The organism is Dyella solisilvae, from assembly GCF_003351225.1.
GTDB classification, from domain to species: domain Bacteria; phylum Pseudomonadota; class Gammaproteobacteria; order Xanthomonadales; family Rhodanobacteraceae; genus Dyella; species Dyella solisilvae.
The window spans coordinates 238,969-255,729 of record NZ_QQSY01000001.1 but is presented as its reverse complement, the minus strand read 5'-3'; the positions used below and the strand labels follow the sequence as shown (position 1 = coordinate 255,729).

At 65.9% G+C, this 16,761-nt stretch carries 14 protein-coding genes; 7 read left to right on the top strand and 7 right to left on the bottom strand.

All coding sequences use genetic code 11. The features are described 5' to 3' along the window. Window positions 1-10 precede the first annotated feature (10 nt). Window positions 11-1,687 (top strand): amidohydrolase, encoded by a 1,677-nt coding sequence (locus DVT68_RS01085; RefSeq protein ID WP_114823228.1) that lies wholly within the window; start codon window positions 11-13, stop codon window positions 1,685-1,687. Between the two features lie 46 nt (window positions 1,688-1,733). Here DVT68_RS01085 and DVT68_RS01080 read toward each other — a convergent pair whose 3' ends face one another. Beyond that, window positions 1,734-2,318: an FMN-dependent NADH-azoreductase gene (locus DVT68_RS01080; RefSeq protein ID WP_114823227.1), complete on the bottom strand. Its 585-nt coding sequence runs from the start codon at window positions 2,316-2,318 to the stop codon at window positions 1,734-1,736. 115 nt (window positions 2,319-2,433) lie between these two features. On the opposite strand from DVT68_RS01080, the gene DVT68_RS01075 reads away from it, so the two are divergent. From DVT68_RS01075 to DVT68_RS01065, 3 genes are read left to right on the top strand one after another with little or no spacing between them, the layout of a single operon-like run. Continuing rightward, a complete protein-coding gene (locus DVT68_RS01075) occupies window positions 2,434-3,387 on the top strand; it encodes a LysR substrate-binding domain-containing protein (protein ID WP_114823226.1) in 954 nt (317 codons plus the stop codon). A gap of 60 nt (window positions 3,388-3,447) precedes the next feature. Further along, window positions 3,448-4,593, top strand: a complete 1,146-nt coding sequence (locus DVT68_RS01070; protein WP_114823225.1) for a pyridoxal phosphate-dependent aminotransferase — start codon at window positions 3,448-3,450, stop codon at window positions 4,591-4,593. Beyond that, complete coding sequence (locus tag DVT68_RS01065; RefSeq protein ID WP_114823224.1) at window positions 4,581-5,381, top strand: amidohydrolase; 801 nt, start codon at window positions 4,581-4,583, stop codon at window positions 5,379-5,381. The genes DVT68_RS01070 and DVT68_RS01065 overlap by 13 nt, the downstream gene beginning before the upstream one ends. A gap of 223 nt (window positions 5,382-5,604) precedes the next feature. On the opposite strand, the gene arsC is transcribed toward DVT68_RS01065, so the two are convergent. Genes arsC through DVT68_RS01045 form a run of 4 tightly spaced genes read right to left on the bottom strand, consistent with a single transcriptional unit; the run spans window position 5,605 to window position 9,232 of the window. After that, window positions 5,605-5,949, bottom strand: coding sequence for an arsenate reductase (glutaredoxin) (gene arsC, locus DVT68_RS01060; RefSeq protein ID WP_114823223.1), 345 nt, complete (start codon window positions 5,947-5,949; stop codon window positions 5,605-5,607). 2 nt (window positions 5,950-5,951) lie between these two features. Next, a complete protein-coding gene (locus DVT68_RS01055) occupies window positions 5,952-7,418 on the bottom strand; it encodes a pseudouridine synthase (protein ID WP_114823222.1) in 1,467 nt (488 codons plus the stop codon). After that, window positions 7,415-8,272, bottom strand: coding sequence for an SMC-Scp complex subunit ScpB (gene scpB / locus DVT68_RS01050; RefSeq protein WP_114823221.1), 858 nt, complete (start codon window positions 8,270-8,272; stop codon window positions 7,415-7,417). Before scpB ends, DVT68_RS01055 begins: the two co-directional genes overlap by 4 nt. 51 nt (window positions 8,273-8,323) lie before the next feature. After that, window positions 8,324-9,232 carry a segregation and condensation protein A gene (locus DVT68_RS01045; protein WP_114823220.1) on the bottom strand — a complete coding sequence of 303 codons (909 nt, stop codon included), beginning with the start codon at window positions 9,230-9,232 and terminating at the stop codon, window positions 8,324-8,326. 471 nt (window positions 9,233-9,703) lie between these two features. Here DVT68_RS01045 and DVT68_RS01040 point away from each other — a divergent pair, with 471 nt between their 5' ends. After that, window positions 9,704-10,879, top strand: coding sequence for a DNA polymerase IV (locus DVT68_RS01040; protein ID WP_114823219.1), 1,176 nt, complete (start codon window positions 9,704-9,706; stop codon window positions 10,877-10,879). A 103-nt stretch (window positions 10,880-10,982) separates the two neighbouring features. Then, on the top strand, window positions 10,983-11,351 hold the full coding sequence (locus tag DVT68_RS01035) for a PilZ domain-containing protein (RefSeq protein ID WP_114823218.1): 369 nt from the start codon (window positions 10,983-10,985) through the stop codon (window positions 11,349-11,351). A 165-nt stretch (window positions 11,352-11,516) separates the two neighbouring features. Here DVT68_RS01035 and DVT68_RS01030 read toward each other — a convergent pair whose 3' ends face one another. Continuing rightward, window positions 11,517-13,199, bottom strand: a complete 1,683-nt coding sequence (locus DVT68_RS01030; protein WP_114823217.1) for a long-chain-fatty-acid--CoA ligase — start codon at window positions 13,197-13,199, stop codon at window positions 11,517-11,519. Window positions 13,200-13,349: 150 nt separating this feature from the next. Here DVT68_RS01030 and DVT68_RS01025 point away from each other — a divergent pair, with 150 nt between their 5' ends. Beyond that, on the top strand, window positions 13,350-13,775 hold the full coding sequence (locus tag DVT68_RS01025) for a nuclear transport factor 2 family protein (protein WP_233523310.1): 426 nt from the start codon (window positions 13,350-13,352) through the stop codon (window positions 13,773-13,775). Window positions 13,776-13,956: 181 nt separating this feature from the next. Here DVT68_RS01025 and acnA read toward each other — a convergent pair whose 3' ends face one another. Continuing rightward, window positions 13,957-16,707, bottom strand: coding sequence for an aconitate hydratase AcnA (gene acnA, locus DVT68_RS01020; protein ID WP_114823215.1), 2,751 nt, complete (start codon window positions 16,705-16,707; stop codon window positions 13,957-13,959). Window positions 16,708-16,761 lie beyond the last annotated feature (54 nt).

Genomic DNA, 16,761 nt, shown 5'->3' with positions numbered 1-16,761 from the left:
GGATCCGCCCATGCGTCTTTCGCTCCGCCGTTCCGCCCTCGCGCTGCTGGTTCTGGCGTCGCTGCCTTTGCAGGCGACGACGCTGCTGCTCAACGCGCATATCCACACGATGGATCCCGCGCAGCCGGAGGCCACTGCGCTGGCGTGGAAGGACGATGGGCGCCTGCTGGCGGTAGGTAACGCCGCCGACCTGACAAAGCGCTATCCCGATGCCGCCACGGTGGATGCTGGCGGGGCCACGGTGGTCCCGGGCCTGATCGACGCCCATGGCCACATGCTCGGCTTGGGCATGACGCACCTGCAGGTCGACCTGGTCGGCGCCAATTCCAAGGCAGAGGTGCTGGCGCGGCTCAAGGCCGGGGCGGCGCGCCTGCCGAAAGGGGCGTGGCTGGTGGGCCGGGGCTGGGACCAGAACCGCTGGGAGGGCAAGCAATTTCCCACGGCCGCGGATCTTGATGCGGCGTTTCCCGATCAGCCGGTGTACCTCGAGCGCGTTGACGGCCACGCCATCTGGGTCAATACCGCCGCGATGAAGCATGCCACCAAGCCGTTGGACGGCAATTGGCAGCCCGATGGCGGGCGCATCGTGCGCGCCGGCAAGAAGGCCACGGGCGTGTTGGTCGATGGCGCCGTCGAACTTGTGGCCGCGGCGATGCCGCCGCTCACCCATGAGCAAACCCGCGAGGCCTACAAGGCTGCGTTCGCAGACGCCGTCGCCGCTGGACTCACCGGTGTGCATGACCCGGGCGTGAGCCTGGACGACTTCAAGGTTCTGCAGGAGCTGGCTGCGGCGGGCGAAGTCCCGCTGCGCCTGTATGAGATGGCCGACGGCAACCACGCCGCGCTGGACTGGTTGTGCTCGCAGGGCGGGCACTGGGCCGACGCCGGCGGCAGGCTGCAGATGCGTACCGTGAAGCTGTACATGGACGGCGCGTTGGGCAGCCGTGGCGCCGCCTTGCTGGCCGACTACAACGATGACCATGGCAATCGGGGCATCCTGGTGACGGCGCCCGACGCTTATCGCACGGCGGTCGAAAAGGCCCATGGCTGCCATGTGCAGGTGGCCACGCATGCCATCGGCGACCGCGGCAACCGCATGGTTCTTGACACCTACCAGGCCGTGCTCGGTGATGGCGCGTCGAGCGATCACCGCTGGCGCGTCGAGCATGCGCAGATCGTGGCGCTCGACGACATTCCGCGCTTCGCCTCGCTGCACCTGATTGCCTCCATGCAGCCGACCCACGCGACCTCGGACATGCCGTGGGCCGAGCAACGCCTCGGAGCGGAGCGCCTCAAGGGGGCGTACGCCTGGCAGCGCTTCATCCACGAGCATGTGCCGCTGGCGTTTGGTTCGGATTTCCCCGTGGAGCACGTCAATCCGATGCTTGGCCTGTATGCCGCCGTGACCCGGCAGGACCTCAACGGGCAGCCGCCCGGTGGCTGGCTGCCTGATCAGCGGGTCAGTCGCCTGCAGGCCCTGGCCGGCTTCACCCGCGGCGCGGCGTATGCCGCCTTCATGGAGAACGAGGTGGGCATGCTCAAGCCAGGCATGCGCGCCGACTTCGTGTTGCTGGATGGCGATCCGATGACTGCGCCGGCCCGCCAGATCGCCGACCTCAAACCGCTCAGCACCTGGGTGGATGGCAAGGCGGTGTATCGCGCAGAAAAAAACAACGCCGCGCCCTGAGGCGCGGCGTTCATCACCCTCTCCCTCTGGGGAGAGGGTAGGTGGCTCAGGCAGCCTTGCGGGTCACGACGCCGATCGAGGCGTGCGCCGACTTCACCGACTCGGCCTTGTTGTCCTCGCTGATCGCCACGCCCTCGGCGCGAACGAATTCGATGTCGGTGACGCCAAGGAAGCCGAACACGGCGCGCAGGTAGGTTTCCTGGAAGTCCATCGGGGCCGCGGCGCTGCCTTCGCTGTAGATGCCGCCACGAGCGGAAGCAATGATCACGCGCTTGCCGCCGGCCAGACCCTCGGGGCCATTCGCCGTGTAGCGGAACGACTTGCCGGCCACGGCGACACGGTCGATCCACGCCTTGAGCTGGCTGGGAACGCCGAAGTTGTACATCGGGGCGCCAATGACCACCACATCGGCAGCCAGGAATTCCTCAAGCATCTGGCTGCCCAGCACGGCGGCGGGATCGCTGGCGTCAGCCACCGGGGTCCAGTGCGGAATCGGGTTGGCAACCAGATCGTGGTAGATCACTTCGGTTGCCGGCGCATTCTTGGTGAATTCGCGCACGATGGCGGCAGTCAGGCCACGCGAGACAGAGTGGCTACCCAGGGCGCTGGCGTCGAGATGAAGCAGTTTCATGGTATTTCCTCAGGTAACGGGCCGGACCTGCCGGCGACGTGACTAAGGTATTCTTCGGACAATCCCGTGATAAGTCGGGTAAAATCGGACGTATTGTTCAGATAAGGAAACGGCGATGACGGTGTTGGATGGCGCCCTGCAGGATCTGAATGACCTGTACTTCTTCGCCTCGGTGGTCGAGCACGGCGGCTTCTCGTCGGCTGGGCGCGCCCTGGGCATTCCCAAGTCCCGCCTGAGCAAGCGCATCGCGCAGTTGGAGGAGCGACTCGGGGTGCGGCTGCTGCAACGAACCACCCGACGTTTCGTGGTCACCGAGGTGGGCGAGCGCTTTTACGGCCATTGCCGCGCCGTGCTGGAAGAGGCGAGGGCGGCGCAGGAGGCGGTCGAGGAAGTGCGCTCGGAGCCGCGTGGCGTCGTGCGGGTCAGCTGCCCGGTGTCGCTGGTGCAGACCGTGGTGGGGCATATCCTGCCGGACTTCCTGCAGCAGCATCCGAAGATGCAGGTGCGCCTGCAGGCGACCGACCGCCGCGTGGACCTCATCGGCGAAGGCTTCGACGTGGCGATCCGCGTGCGCAGCAAGCTCGACACCGACGCCACCCTGGTCATGCGCACCTTCGGTCAGTCGCGTGTGTTGCTGGTGGCCAGCCCCGACCTGCTCAAGCGCCATGGCCAGCCAAAGGAGCCAGCCGATCTTTCCAGCCTGCCGGCGCTGAGCCAGCAGGAGCACGAGGGCGCGCAGAGTTGGGAGCTTCTCGACGCGCAGGGCGAGCGTGTCATCGTGGATATCCAGCCACGCCTGATCTGTGGTGATTTCGCGGCCCTGCTGCAAAGCTGCAAGCAGGGCATCGGCGTGGCGCTGCTGCCTGAATTCGTCTGTGGTCCGGGCATCGCACGCGGCGAACTGGCCGTGGTGTTGCCTGAGTGGAGCGTGCCGCAGGGCACGATGCACTTCGTCTACCCAAGTCGCCGCGGCCTGCTTCCCGGCGTGCGCGCCTTCGTGGATTTCCTGGCGGAAAAGCTGCCGGACACCGTGCGCGAAAAGCACGCCGAGTGCAGCAGGTACGTCTGACCAAACCCCTTCATCCGCAGCGTGTTAGCATCCATGTTTAGCCATCCAGACATCCGGAATATGCAGATCCAGACCAAGCTGCCCAAAGTCGGCACCACCATCTTCAGCGTCATGAGCCAGTCGGCGCTTGAACACAAGGCCGTCAATCTGGGGCAGGGCTTTCCGGATTTCGAGCCGCCCGAAGCATTGCGCGACGCCGTGGCGCGCGCAATGGCCGAGGGGCGCAACCAATACGCGCCCGGCATCGGCCTGCCGACGCTGCGCGAGCAGATCGCGCTCAAGACCGAGCGCCTGTATGGCCACAAGGTGAGCGCTGACAGCGAAGTCACGGTGACCTCCGGCGGCACCGAGGCGCTGTTCTCCGCGATTGCCGCGGTGGTGCGTGCGGGCGAGGAAGTGATCGTGTTCGATCCGGCCTATGACAGCTACGAGCCTGCCATCGAGTTGCAGGGCTCCCGGGCCGTGCATATCCCGCTGCAGGCGCCGACCTTCGCCGTTGATTGGCAGCGCGTGCGCGATGCGATCACCCCGAAGACGCGCATGATCCTGATCAACAGCCCGCACAACCCGACGGGCGCCGTGCTGTCGTCGGCCGATCTCGAAGAGCTGGCGGCCATCGTGCGCGACACCGAGATCGTCGTGTTGTCCGATGAGGTGTACGAGCACATCGTGTACGACGGCGCACAGCACGAGAGCGTGCTGCGCCATCCGGAGCTGGCCGCGCGCAGCATCGTGGTGTCCTCGTTCGGCAAGACTTACCACTGCACCGGCTGGAAGGTGGGTTACGCCGTGGCGCCGAAGGCGCTGTCCGCGGAATTCCGCAAGGTGCATCAGTACCTCACGTTCTGCACCTTCCATCCCGCGCAGGTGGCGTTCGCCGAATTCCTCGCCAGCTCGCCCGAGCATTACCTGGAGCTGCCGGCGTTCTACCAGGCCAAGCGCGACTACTTCCGCTCGCTGATCAAACCCTCGCGCTTCAAGCTGCTCGACGTGCCGGGCGGTTACTTCCAGTTGGTGGATTACTCCGCGATCAGCAACAAGGACGATGTGTCCTTCTGCGAGTGGATGGTCAAGGAGGGCGGCGTGGCCGCCATTCCTCTTACGCCGTTTTACGAGCAAGCGCCGGGCACGCACCTGTTGCGCCTGTGCTTCGCCAAGAGCGACGCCACCATGGAGGCTGCTGCGGAGCGTCTATGCAAACTCTGAGGATCACCCTGGTCCAGGGCGCCACGCGCTGGCACGACGCGCCGGCCAACCGCGACTACTACGGTGAGCTGGTGCGACGCGCCGCCGGGCAGACTGACCTGGTGGTGTTGCCGGAGACCTTCCTGTCGGGGTTCAGCAACGACACGCATGCCAGCGCCGAGTCCATGGATGGCGAAGGCGTGGCCTGGATGCGCGCGCTCGCCGAAGAGGTGGGCGCGGTGCTGTGCGGCAGTCTCGCCATCCGCGAAGGCGACACGGTTTACAACCGCCTGATCTGGGCGCGCCCCGATGGCAGCTATGCGCAGTACGACAAGCGCCATCTGTTCCGCATGGCGGGCGAGCACACCCGCTACGGCGGCGGCAACGAGCGGCTGATCGTGGAACTGAAGGGTTGGCGCATCCTGCCCCAGGTCTGCTACGACCTGCGTTTCCCGGTATGGCTGCGCAACGGCCGTCGTGAATCGGCGGTCGCCGGCATGGACTATGACCTCGCCGTGTTCGTCGCCAATTGGCCGGCGCCGCGACGCCAGCCGTGGCGCACGCTGCTGCGAGCACGCGCGATCGAGAACCTCAGTTACGTGGTGGGACTCAATCGCGTCGGCGTGGACGGCAATGATCATCCCTATGCCGGCGACAGCGCGGTGCTGGATCCGGTCGGCGAACCGCTGGTGGAACTGGGGCCTCAGGAACAGGTGGTGACGGTCACCATCGATCCTGCGCCGCTGCTCGCGCATCGCGAGCGTTTCCCGGCGTGGATGGACGCGGACAGGTTCACCTTGGACGTGTAGTTACGGCGCGACTTGAGTCGCTGGATCCCGGCCTACGCCGGGATGACGAACACGGCGTGCCCGGAGTAATTCGAGGGCGGGGATTCCATAGGCTCGTCATTCCTGCGAACGCAGGAATCCAGCGCCTTCCGGGCCGGGTCGGCACATGGTCGTTGCTGTTGTAAAGCGCTTCCAGCCTGCGCCGGGATGTTGAGCGCAACGGCCGCGCTTTCGAACGCAGCCGTTACAGGATCGACAGCACCGCCTCGGGTGGACGGCCAATCGCCGCCTTGCCGTTGGCCACCACGATCGGCCGCTCGATCAATCGCGGATGGGCGGCCATTGCAGCGATCAGCGTCGTGTCGTCGAGCGACGGATCATCGAGGCCGAGGTCGACGTACTCGGCTTCACCCTTGCGCATCAACTCGCGCGGCGTCATGCCCAGCATGTCCAGCAGCCGGGTCAGTTCGTCGGCGCTGGGCGGCGTGTCGAGGTAGTTGATCACCTCGCACGCCTCGCCACGCGACTGCAGGAGATCCAGCGTGGCGCGGGACTTTGTGCAGCGGTTGTTGTGATAGATGCGGACCACAATCAACGGTTGCCGTGGCGATTGCCGCCGCGGTTGCCGCCTTGCGGGCGGTTGCCGCCACCACCATGCGGGCGATTACCGCCGCCGTGGCCTTGCGGACGATTGCCGCCACGGCTCTGCGGACGCCCGCCTTGGCCGCCCTGACCACCACCCTGACCACCCTGGCTGCCGGGGCGACCCTGCTTGCCACGATTGCCGCCCGCGCTGCCGCCGCCGAAGCCGCCGTAAGGAGCGCTGCTGCGACCTTCGGCGCCACCACGAGCACCGAACGGCTTGCCGCCACCACGACGGTTGCCCGCGCCGGCTGCGCCGCCGCGACCACCGCCGCCTGCGCCACCCTCGCGGCTTTCGCCGGCAAACCAGGTGCGCACCGACGGCAGTTCCTGGCCGGGAGCCACGCCGCGCTTGTTCTTGCGCTGCATGCCGCCTGCCTGACGCTCGGGGCGCGCGACGTTGCCGTTCACTTCCTTGCCCGGCTTGCGGCGCTGCTGCTTGCCGCGCGCCGGTTCCTCGCGAATGCGGTCATAGGCGCGCAGCTCACGGGCTTCGTCGTGGTAGCCGCCGCTCCAGCCGCCGGTCGCGCCGCGCTCGGGGCGATACTCGGTGACGTTGCGTGGCGCACGGCGCTGATGCAGCACCGGGCTCAGGGTCAGCACTGGCTGCGGTGCGCCAAGGCCGGTGGTCTTGCGAAGCTCCTTCACCGATTCCTCGCCGAGCGTTTCGCAGTCGCCGCGGCGCAGGTTGCGCGGCAGTTCCACGCTGCCGTAGCGGATGCGCTTGAGGCGGCTGACCAGGAAACCCTGCGAATCCCACAGGCGGCGCACTTCGCGGTTGCGACCCTCGCGGATCACCACACGGAACCAGCTGTGGCTGCCGCCGCGGCTGATCACCGCGATCTCGTCGAAGCGGGCAGGGCCGTCTTCCAGCTCCACGCCAGCCTTGAGCTTTTCGATCACCTCGTCGGGCACTTCGCCATGCACGCGGCACAGGTACTCGCGCTCGAGGCCGCTCTTGGGGTGCATCAGCGCGTTGGCGAGTTCGCCATCGGTGGTGAGCAGCAGCAGGCCGGTGGTGTTGATATCGAGACGACCCACGGCGACCCAGCGGGCGCCCTTCAGGCGCGGCAGCTGTTCGAACACGGTGGGGCGGCCTTCGGGATCTTCGCGCGTGGTCACCACGCCTTCGGGCTTGTGGTAGACCAGCACTTCGGTTTCGTCGCGGTTGTCGGTGGCGACGATGAACTGCTTGCCGTCCAGCACGACGCGGTCACCCGCGTGCACGCTGGCGCCGATGGTGGCGGGCGAGCCATTGAGCTCCACCTCGCCGGCCTGGATGCGCTGCTCGAGCATGCGACGCGAGCCCAGGCCCGCGTTGGCCAGCACCTTGTGCAGGCGTTCTTCCAGGGCGGGGGTGCTCTCGTCGCGCGGCGCGCGCTTAAGGGTCAAAACGGATTTCTGGGGCGCAGTCATGCGCGGTACTCCTCGGTGTCTTGCGTGGCGTCGCCATGGTCGGCGTCCGCGTGGGTCGCTGCCTCGTCGGCAGTGTCATTCGGGGCATCGGCGTGCGGTGCATCGCCGGGTTCGGCGCCGGCGACTTCCATCGCCTGCGGTTGTTCTTCGTCAGGTGCTTCGGCGACGGGAGCCTCTTCGGCTGCCTCGTCGACTGTTTCCCCGATGATCGCGGCGGTTTCTTCGCCGGCCACCACCAGGGTCTCGTTGTCTTCGTCCGGATCGATCGGCAGGTCACGCGCCACGCGAACGGGCAGCGGTTCCGGCGCGATGCTCATCTGCGGATCCTCCATGTCGCGGATCTCCGACAGTGGCGGCAGCTCGTCCAGCGACTTGAGGTTGAAGTAGTCCAGAAAGGCTCGCGTGGTGCCGAACAGGGCCGGTTTGCCCGGCACGTCGCGATAGCCGACCACGCGGATCCACTCGCGCTCCTCCATCGTCTTGATGATGTTGGAGGACACCACCACGCCGCGGATCTGCTCGATCTCCGGCCGGGTGATCGGCTGGCGATAGGCGATCAACGCCAGGGTTTCCAGCAGCGCGCGCGAATAGCGGCTGGGCTTCTCGGTCCACATCCGCGAGATCCACGGATGTACATCCTGCTTGACCTGGTAGCGGAAGCCGGAGGCCACTTCGCGCAGTTCCACGCCACGGCCGGTGCAGTCCTCGGCGAGGGACTCCAGGGCCTTGGCGACTTCCTCGCGGCCGATCTCGTCCTCCTCACCGAACAGTTCCAGCAGTTGAGGAATGGTCATCGGCTGGGTGGACGCCAGCAGAGCCGCCTCGATGATGGGTTTGAGTTGGTCGATCTGCATGGCCTCAGCGCGGATGCGGATTCATCAATGGGTGACAGCGCGACGTGCCGCCTACTCGGCGGCAGCCGCCGGTTCGTCGGCGATCGGCTCTTCGGCGTCCTCTTCGGCACGCCCGGCCTTCGCCCTTACATAGATCGGCCCGAGGGGTTCCTCCTGCACGATCTCCACCAGCATTTCCTTGGCCAGCTCCAGCATGGCCAGGAAGGTCACCACGACGCCCAGCCGTCCTTCGCTCGGGTCGAACAAGGTCTCGAAGCGCTCGAAGCGCAGGTCGCCGAGCCTGCCGAGCAGTTCGCCCATGCGCTGGCGGACGCTCAGGGCCTCGCGCTTGATGGCGTGATGCCCGAACAGCTCGGCGCGGTGCAGCACGTCCTTCAGCGCCAGCAACAACTCCTTGAGATCAAGTGGCGGAGGCAGCTTGATCACCGTGCGCTCGCCCGTGTCGGCATGGGCGGGCGCCATGTCGCGCTCCATGCGGGGCAGGGCGTCGATGTCCTCGGCCGCACGCTTGAAGCGCTCGTACTCCTGCAGTCGCCGCACCAGTTCGGCGCGAGGATCCTCCTCCAGGCCTTCCTCCGCGGGCGGTCGCGGCAGCAGCAGCCGCGACTTGATCTCGCCGAGGATGGCGGCCATCAGCAGGTACTCCGCCGCCAGCTCCAGGCGCATCACATCGCGCATCATCTCGATGTAATCCATGTACTGCCGGGTGATCTCGGCGACAGGGATGTCCAGGATGTCCAGGTTTTGCCGGCGGATCAGGTACAGCAGCAGATCGAGCGGTCCTTCAAACGCCTCCAGGATGACCTCGAGCGCATCCGGCGGGATGTACAGGTCCTGCGGCATCTGCAACATCGGTTCGCCGCGCACGATGGCCAGCGGCATTTCCTGCTGTTGAGGTACCGACGCAAACGCGTCCTGCGGCGCGGCGACCGCCTGAGGCTCGACTGGCTCAGTGCTCATCAATACATGTCGTTGGGCCGTCCACGACGGCTTGCGTTGCTTTCAACACGTTAGGAAACGTTCCGTCCCACCGCACTCGTTCGACGAATGTCCCCGCCCGGACCGCGGCCCAAGGCTGGCGATCCATTGAAGCCGACTTGCGCGATGCCTAGCCGGTGCGCCTTGCGTCACCGTCGCGGGGAAGCTTGATGAAAGCGCACCAATGGCGTTTCGATCAGGCTGGCCGCGAGCGACCCTTGAGCGTCTTCGGCGGGCTGCGGGCCACGACAAAGGCGCAAGCCACAAGGTGACGAAACCTGCGTCACAGGGCTCTTCAATCGGTCGGCTGAGTGCATCGGGATGGGTGCCGTAGCGGTCGATCCTGGCCGATCGTGCGGCGCACCCTTATGACCCACGCGTGACCAAGATTAGCCGCTGAAAGGCGGCAAGTCCAGTACGCTGGAAACCCGGTTCAGCGGCACAATAGCGGGGATGCCGCCCGACGAACGCTCGATCATCCATGTCGACATGGACGCCTTCTACGCGTCCGTGGAACAGCTCGATCATCCCGAGCTGCGCGGCATGCCGGTGATCGTGGGTGGGCTCGGGCCGCGTGGCGTGGTATCCACCTGCAGCTACGAGGCGCGCCCCTTCGGCGTGCGATCGGCCATGCCCACCGCACAGGCGCGCCGCCTGTGCCCGGACGGGGTGTACCTGTGGCCACGCATGGCCCGCTACGAGGAATTCTCGGTCCGCGTCTTCGAGGTATTCCACGAGGTGACCCCGCTGGTTGAGGGGCTGTCGCTGGACGAAGCGTTCCTCGATGTCACCGCCAGCCTGCGCCTGCTGGGTTCGGTCGAGGCGATCGCGCAACGCATCAAGCATGCGATTGGCGAGCGCACCGGACTAGTGGCTTCGGTGGGCATGGGGCCCAACAAGTTGCTGGCGAAACTGGCCAGCGAGTTGTCCAAGCCGGACGGCTTTCGTCGCATCACGGCCGAGCGCGCCCAGCGCGAACTCGCGCCGCTTCCGGTGGGGCGGCTGTGGACAGTGGGCAAAGTCACCGAGCAGGCGCTGCACCGTTTGGGCATTCGCACCATCGGTGAATTGGCAGCATGTGACACAGCGCGTCTTGCGGGTGCGCTAGGGCGTCAGGCTGGCGCGATGCAGGCGCTGGCGCGGGGCGAAGATGATCGTTGCGTTGAAGCTGAACAAGCTGAACAATCGATCGGCGCCGAGCACACCTTCGATACGGACCTGGCCGAGTTGAGCCTGGCCGAGTCGTGGTTGCTGCGGCATTGCGAGCGTATTGCCGCGCGGGCGCGCGAACGGGGACTGAGCGGGCGCACGGTGACCGTGAAGCTGCGCGAGCCACCCTTCGTCACGCATACCCGCCAGGCCCAGTTGTGCTCGCCAAGCGCGTCGGTTCGCGACATTCATGAAGTGGCACGAGGATTGCTTGAAACGTGGTGGCGAGCGCAGCGACACCCGCGCCTGCGCCTGCTGGGAGTCAGCCTCTCGGGGTTTGCCGAGCGACGCCAGCAGGACTTGTTCGACCCGGCGCCGACAGCGCGCCTGCCGGACGAGGTGCAGGACCGGATCAATGCGAAGTTCGGCTCGGGAAGCCTGGTGCGCGCAGGTGTTCTGCGTACTCACCGGCAGGATTGAAGTTGGACGGAAGCACTCCAGATCGGCGGTATCGGTATATGGTGGTGCTTTCAGGAAGAAGTGGTCGGCGCACACGCGCCCGGCAAGGGGAGATGGAGGCAGGATGAGCAGAGCGGAAGACAATGCCAGGAACGGCTCCGATCCGGAGCAGTTGCGTCCTGCGCGCATGCGGATCGAGACCACGGTGCTCATGAGCCGCGGCGACGAGTCGCATCCCACCGAGCTGGTGGATATTTCCGCCACCGGGGTGCTGCTGCGCCGCCCCCTGGGATGGCACGGCGAGCAGGGCCAGAGCTGGATCCTGGACATGATCTTCGGCCATGACCTGCACATCCACCTGGAGGCCCAGGTCGCGCGCATTTCCGATCGTCACCTGGGTTTCGCCTATACGCGCATCCCTGAGGACAAGCAGGTGCCGCTGTGGAACCTGCTGGGTGGCTACGCCGATATCCTGGAGCTGTGGCACGACTGAAGGACAGGAGTGAGTTGAGACGAAGTGAGGAGTGAGAGGTCGCACTCCCTCAAGGTGTCTCAGCCCCATCCATGAAAAAGCCCGGCTCAAGCCGGGCTTTTTATTGCGCCTAGAAGCGAGACTCATTCCTCTCGTTTCTCACGACGCTCAATTCACTCCTCGCCCTTACCCCGCGGCGACCTTCTTCTCGTCGCGCAGCTCGCGGCGCAGGATCTTGCCCACGTTGCTCTTGGGCAGGGCGTCGCGGAACTCGATGATCTTGGGGCGCTTGTAGCCGGTGAGGTTGTCGTGGCAGAACTGCTTGAGTTCCTCCACGGTGAGGTTCGGATCCTTGCGGACGACGAACAGCTTCACCACTTCGCCGGAGTGCTCGTCGGGCACGCCGACTGCGGCCACTTCGGCCACGCCTGGGTGCTGCATCACCACGTCCTCGACTTCGTTCGGATAGACGTTGAAGCCGGACACCAGGATCATGTCCTTCTTGCGGTCGACGATGAAGAAGTAACCCTTCTCGTCCATGCGGGCCACGTCGCCGGTGTGCAGCCAGCCACTGGGCTCCAGCACCTTCGCCGTCTCGTCGGGGCGCTGCCAGTAGCCCTTCATCACCTGCGGGCCGCGCACCATCAGCTCACCCACTTCGCCCTGCGGCAACGGCTGGCCTTCTTCGGACCAGATCGCCACGTCGGTGGAGGGAATCGGCAGGCCGATCGAGCCGTTGTAGTCCTTGAGGTCCAGCGGGTTGATGCAGGCTGCCGGTGAGGTCTCGGTGAGGCCATAGGCTTCGACCAGGGTGCAGCCGGTCACTTTCTTCCAGCGCTCGGCGACCACGCGCTGCACGGCCATGCCACCGCCCAGGCTCAGGTGCAGGCGCGAGAAGTCGAGTTCCGCGAAACCGGGCGTGTTGAGCAGGCCGTTGAACAGCGTGTTGACGCCGGTGAGCGCCGTGAAATTCGATTCCTTGAGCTCCTTGACGAAGCCAGGCATGTCGCGAGGATTGGTGATCAGCCAGTTCAGGCCGCCCAGGCGGATGAAGACCAGCCCGTTCGCGGTCAGCGAGAAGATGTGGTACAGCGGCAGCGCCGTGATGACCACCTCTTCGCCCGGCTTGGCGTTCGTGCCCACCCAGGCGCCAGCCTGCATCATGTTGGCGATCATGTTGCCGTGCGAAAGCATGGCGCCCTTCGCCACGCCCGTGGTGCCGCCGGTGTACTGCAGGAAGGCGATGTCTTCGTGGCCCAACTGCACCTTCGGCAGCGGGTGGGACGCGCCCTGGGACAGCGCGTCGTTGAAGCGGACCGCCTGCGGAAGGTGGTAGGCAGGCACCATCTTCTTGACGTGCTTGAGCGCGAAGTTGATCAGCACGCCCTTGGCGCCCAGCAGGTCGCCGATGCCGGTGGTGATGATGTGCTTGACGCCGGTCTCTTCCACCACCTGTTGCAAGGTGGCGGCGAAATTGTCGAGCACCACGATGGCCTTGGCGCCGGCGTCCTCCAGTTGGTGCCTGAGTTCGCGCGCGGTGTACATCGGGTTGGTGTTGACCACCACCAGGCCGGCGCGCAGCGCGCCGAACAGGGCGATCGGGTACTGCAGAACATTGGGCATCATGATCGCGATGCGATCGCCCTTGGTCAGCTTGAGCACGCCGGTGAGGTAACCAGCGAACTGGCGGCTCAGCTCATCGACCTGGCCATAACTGAGCGTCTTGCCGAAGTTGGCGAACGCGGGGCGCTGGCGGAAACGCTCGAAGGCTTCTTCCACGACCGCGGCCACCGAGGCGTACTGGCTGGTGTCGATCTGCGCGGGAACGCCTTCCGGGTAATGGGCCAGCCACGGACGCTCATTTGTCATGTTGGATCCAACGCTCCTCTGTGTGACGGCCCGTAGTCCAAGCATGGCACGGGTGCGGCAAAATGACGACGCGGCATTGGAGCATACGCCTGCGTATTGCGGCAAGCCGCGCCGCAACGAATTTCCGGGACGCCGATGAATCAAAAACGAGTGCTGTTTCCGCTGCTTGGAATGCTGATGATGGCGGGCCTGGCGGGGTGCCACCGGCCGCCCGACGAAAGTCTGGTGAGGCAAGGCATCGCGGTGGCCGAGCGGGCCGCCGAACACGCCGATGCGTCGTCGCTGGGCGAGGTGATCAGCGAGGATTTCGACGGCAACGATGGCGGCGCCGACCGGCGACAGTTGCTGGGTCTGCTGCGAGCCGCGGCATTTCGTGGCGACGCCATCCACGCGCTGACGGGGCCGCTGGAAGTCGAACAGCGCGGAGATCGTTATGTGGCGCGCTTCACGGTGACGTTGACCAGCGGCGGCAAGCTGCTGCCGGAGCAGATGGGTGTGTACCGGGTCGAAACGGCGTGGCGGAAGGAGGGGCGCGCGTGGCGATGTTATTCAGCGACGTGGACGTCGGCAGGTTGAGTTCCCCCGGCTGGTGGTGCTGACCGCCTGTTGCAGGAGGGCGCCCAATGCGAGATCCACCGTGGAAGCGGTGGTGCCAATGCGTCCTGTCGCGCACAGCGTGTGCTCCTGCTGGGGGAGCTGCGCCTGCAAAAGAAAACGCCGCCGGATGGCGGCGTCTTCTCAACAGCACAACTTCGACTCAGGCCGCCTTCTTCCCGGCCAGTTGGCGCAGCACGTATTGCAGGATGCCGCCATGGCGGAAGAACTCGCGTTCCTTCGGAGTGAGCAGCAGCACCTTCACGGTGAAGTCCCGCTTCTTGCCATCTTCGCCGGTGGCGGTGACCTTGGCGGTCTTCGACTCGCCGCCGTCCAGGCCGGTGATGTCGAAAGTCTCCTTGCCGGTGAGGCCCAGTGACTGCGCGTTCTGACCGTCCTGGAACTGCAGGGGCAGCACGCCCATGCCGACCAGGTTGGAGCGATGGATGCGCTCGAAGCTCTCGGCGATCACCGCCTTCACTCCCAGCAGCAGGGTGCCCTTGGCGGCCCAGTCGCGCGAGGAGCCGGTGCCGTATTCCTTGCCTGCCAGCACCACCAGCGGGGTCTTGTCCGCCTTGTACTTCATCGCCGCGTCGTAGATCGCCATCTGCTCGCCCGACGGCACATGCAGCGTGTAGCCGCCCTCGACGCCGTTGAGCATCAGGTTCTTGATGCGGATGTTGGCGAAGGTGCCGCGCACCATCACGTCGTCATTGCCGCGCCGCGAGCCGTAGGAGTTGAAGTCCTTCGGGTCCACGCCCTTGGAGATAAGGAAGCGGCCCGCCGGGCTGTCCTTCTTGATCGAGCCGGCCGGCGAGATGTGGTCCGTGGTGATGGAGTCGCCGAACAGACCCAACACGCGCGCGCCGTGGACGTCCTCGATGCTGCCGGGCTCCTTGCTCATGCCCTCGAAGTACGGCGGATTCTTGATATAGGTGGAGTCGTCCCACTTGTAGACGGCGCCATCCGGCGAGGCGATGGTGTTCCAGCGGTTGTCGCCCTTGAACACGTCCGCATAGTTCTTTTCGAACATCTGCGGATTGATCGCGCCGGCAATGGTGTCGGAGATCTCCTTGTTGCTCGGCCAGATGTCCTTCAGATACACCGGCTTGCCGTCGCTGCCCGTGCCCAGCGGGTGCTGGGTGAGGTCGATGTCCAGCGTGCCGGCCAGCGCGTAGGCGACCACCAGCGGCGGCGAGGCGAGGTAGTTCATCTTCACTTCCGGATGCACGCGGCCCTCGAAGTTGCGGTTGCCCGACAGCACCGAGGCCACGGCGAGATCGCCCTCGGCGATGCCCCTGCTGATCTCATGAGGCAGCGGGCCGGAATTGCCGATGCAGGTGGTGCAGCCGTAGCCGACGATGAAGAAGCCGACCTTTTCCAGTTCCTTCAACAGGCCGGTCTTCTCCAGGTAGTCGCTGACCACCTTGGAGCCGGGGCCGATCGAGGTCTTCACCCACGGCTGCGCCTTCAAGCCCTTGGCCGCGGCCTTCTTGGCCAGCAGGCCAGCGCCCAGCATCACTGCGGGGTTGGAGGTGTTGGTGCAGGAGGTGATCGCAGCGATCACCACGGCGCCGTCGCCGAGTTTGAACGACTCGCCGTCCTTGACCACGCGCACGCCGGTGTCGGTGATGTCGTTGGCAGGGTTGCCGATCGCCGCCGTACCGCCTTCCGCGATGAAGTTGGACGTGTCGGCGCTGCGGGGCTTGCGGCTGGCGGTGAGCGGGCCGACCGCATCCTGGAAGCTCTTTTGTACGCCTTCGAGCAGCACGCGGTCCTGCGGACGCTTGGGGCCGGCCAGCGACGGTTTCACGTCGGCCAGGTTGAGTTCGAGCGTGGTGGTGAAGCGCGGTTCCACCGCGTTGGCGTCATGCCACAGGCCCTGCGCCTTGGCGTAACTCTCCACGAGGGTGATCTGCGCCTCGTCGCGACCGGACAGGCGCAGGTAGTTCAGCGCTTCCTGGTCGATCGGGAAGATGCCGCAGGTGGCGCCGTATTCCGGGGCCATGTTGGCGATGGTGGCGCGGTCGGCCAGCGGCAGGTGCTTGAGGCCGTCGCCAAAGAATTCGACGAACTTGCCCACCACTCCGAGCTTGCGCAGCATCTGGGTGACGGTGAGCACCAGGTCGGTGGCGGTGACGCCTTCCGAGAGCTTGCCCGTGAGCTTGAAGCCCACCACCTGCGGGATGAGCATGGACGAGGGCTGGCCCAGCATGGCGGCCTCGGCCTCGATGCCGCCCACGCCCCAGCCCAGCACGCCGATGCCGTTGATCATGGTGGTGTGGGAGTCGGTGCCGAACACGGTGTCCGGATAGGCCCACGGCTTGCCGTCCTTGCTGGCGGTGAACACCACGCGGGCGAGGTGCTCAAGGTTCACCTGATGCACGATGCCGGTGCGCGGCGGCACCACCTTGAAGTTGTCGAACGCCTTCTGGCCCCAGCGCAGGAACGCATAGCGCTCCTGGTTGCGCTGGAATTCGATCTCCACGTTCTTCTCCAGCGCCTGCTCGGAGCCGTACACGTCCACCTGCACCGAGTGGTCGATCACCAGTTCGGCCGGCGCCAACGGGTTGATCTGCTTGGCGTCGCCACCCAGCTTGACCACCGCATCGCGCATCGCGGCCAGATCCACCACACAGGGCACGCCGGTGAAGTCCTGCAGCACCACGCGGGCAGGCATGAAGGCAATCTCGGTGTCGGGCTCGGCCTTGGCGTCCCACTTGGCCACCGCCTCGATTTCCTTGGCGGTGACGTTGACGCCGTCCTCGTGGCGCAACAGGTTTTCCAGCAGGATCTTCAGCGAAAAGGGCAGGGTCTTGAGGTCGAAGCGTTGGCCGAGCTTGGTCAGGCTGGCGATCTGATACGGACTGCCGTTGACGGTAAGGGTGTCGCGGGTGGCGAATGAATCCAGCATGGGGCTAACTCCTGTCGCTTGAGTCTGGCAATGCGCGGGGGCGCAACTTCGGGA

Excerpts from the sequence above, each read along its gene's own strand:
- scpB (WP_114823221.1), bottom strand. The coding sequence starts at position 8,272 with ATGCAGATCGACCAACTCAAACCCATCATCGAGGCGGCTCTGCTGGCG.
- DVT68_RS01045 (WP_114823220.1), bottom strand. The coding sequence starts at position 9,232 with ATGAGCACTGAGCCAGTCGAGCCTCAGGCGGTCGCCGCGCCGCAGGAC.
- DVT68_RS01080 (WP_114823227.1), bottom strand. The coding sequence starts at position 2,318 with ATGAAACTGCTTCATCTCGACGCCAGCGCCCTGGGTAGCCACTCTGTC.
- DVT68_RS01040 (WP_114823219.1), top strand. The coding sequence starts at position 9,704 with ATGCCGCCCGACGAACGCTCGATCATCCATGTCGACATGGACGCCTTC.
- DVT68_RS01065 (WP_114823224.1), top strand. The coding sequence starts at position 4,581 with ATGCAAACTCTGAGGATCACCCTGGTCCAGGGCGCCACGCGCTGGCAC.
- DVT68_RS01070 (WP_114823225.1), top strand. The coding sequence starts at position 3,448 with ATGCAGATCCAGACCAAGCTGCCCAAAGTCGGCACCACCATCTTCAGC.
- acnA (WP_114823215.1), bottom strand. The coding sequence starts at position 16,707 with ATGCTGGATTCATTCGCCACCCGCGACACCCTTACCGTCAACGGCAGT.
- DVT68_RS01030 (WP_114823217.1), bottom strand. The coding sequence starts at position 13,199 with ATGACAAATGAGCGTCCGTGGCTGGCCCATTACCCGGAAGGCGTTCCC.
- DVT68_RS01085 (WP_114823228.1), top strand. The coding sequence starts at position 11 with ATGCGTCTTTCGCTCCGCCGTTCCGCCCTCGCGCTGCTGGTTCTGGCG.
- DVT68_RS01035 (WP_114823218.1), top strand. The coding sequence starts at position 10,983 with ATGAGCAGAGCGGAAGACAATGCCAGGAACGGCTCCGATCCGGAGCAG.
- DVT68_RS01055 (WP_114823222.1), bottom strand. The coding sequence starts at position 7,418 with ATGACTGCGCCCCAGAAATCCGTTTTGACCCTTAAGCGCGCGCCGCGC.
- DVT68_RS01075 (WP_114823226.1), top strand. The coding sequence starts at position 2,434 with ATGACGGTGTTGGATGGCGCCCTGCAGGATCTGAATGACCTGTACTTC.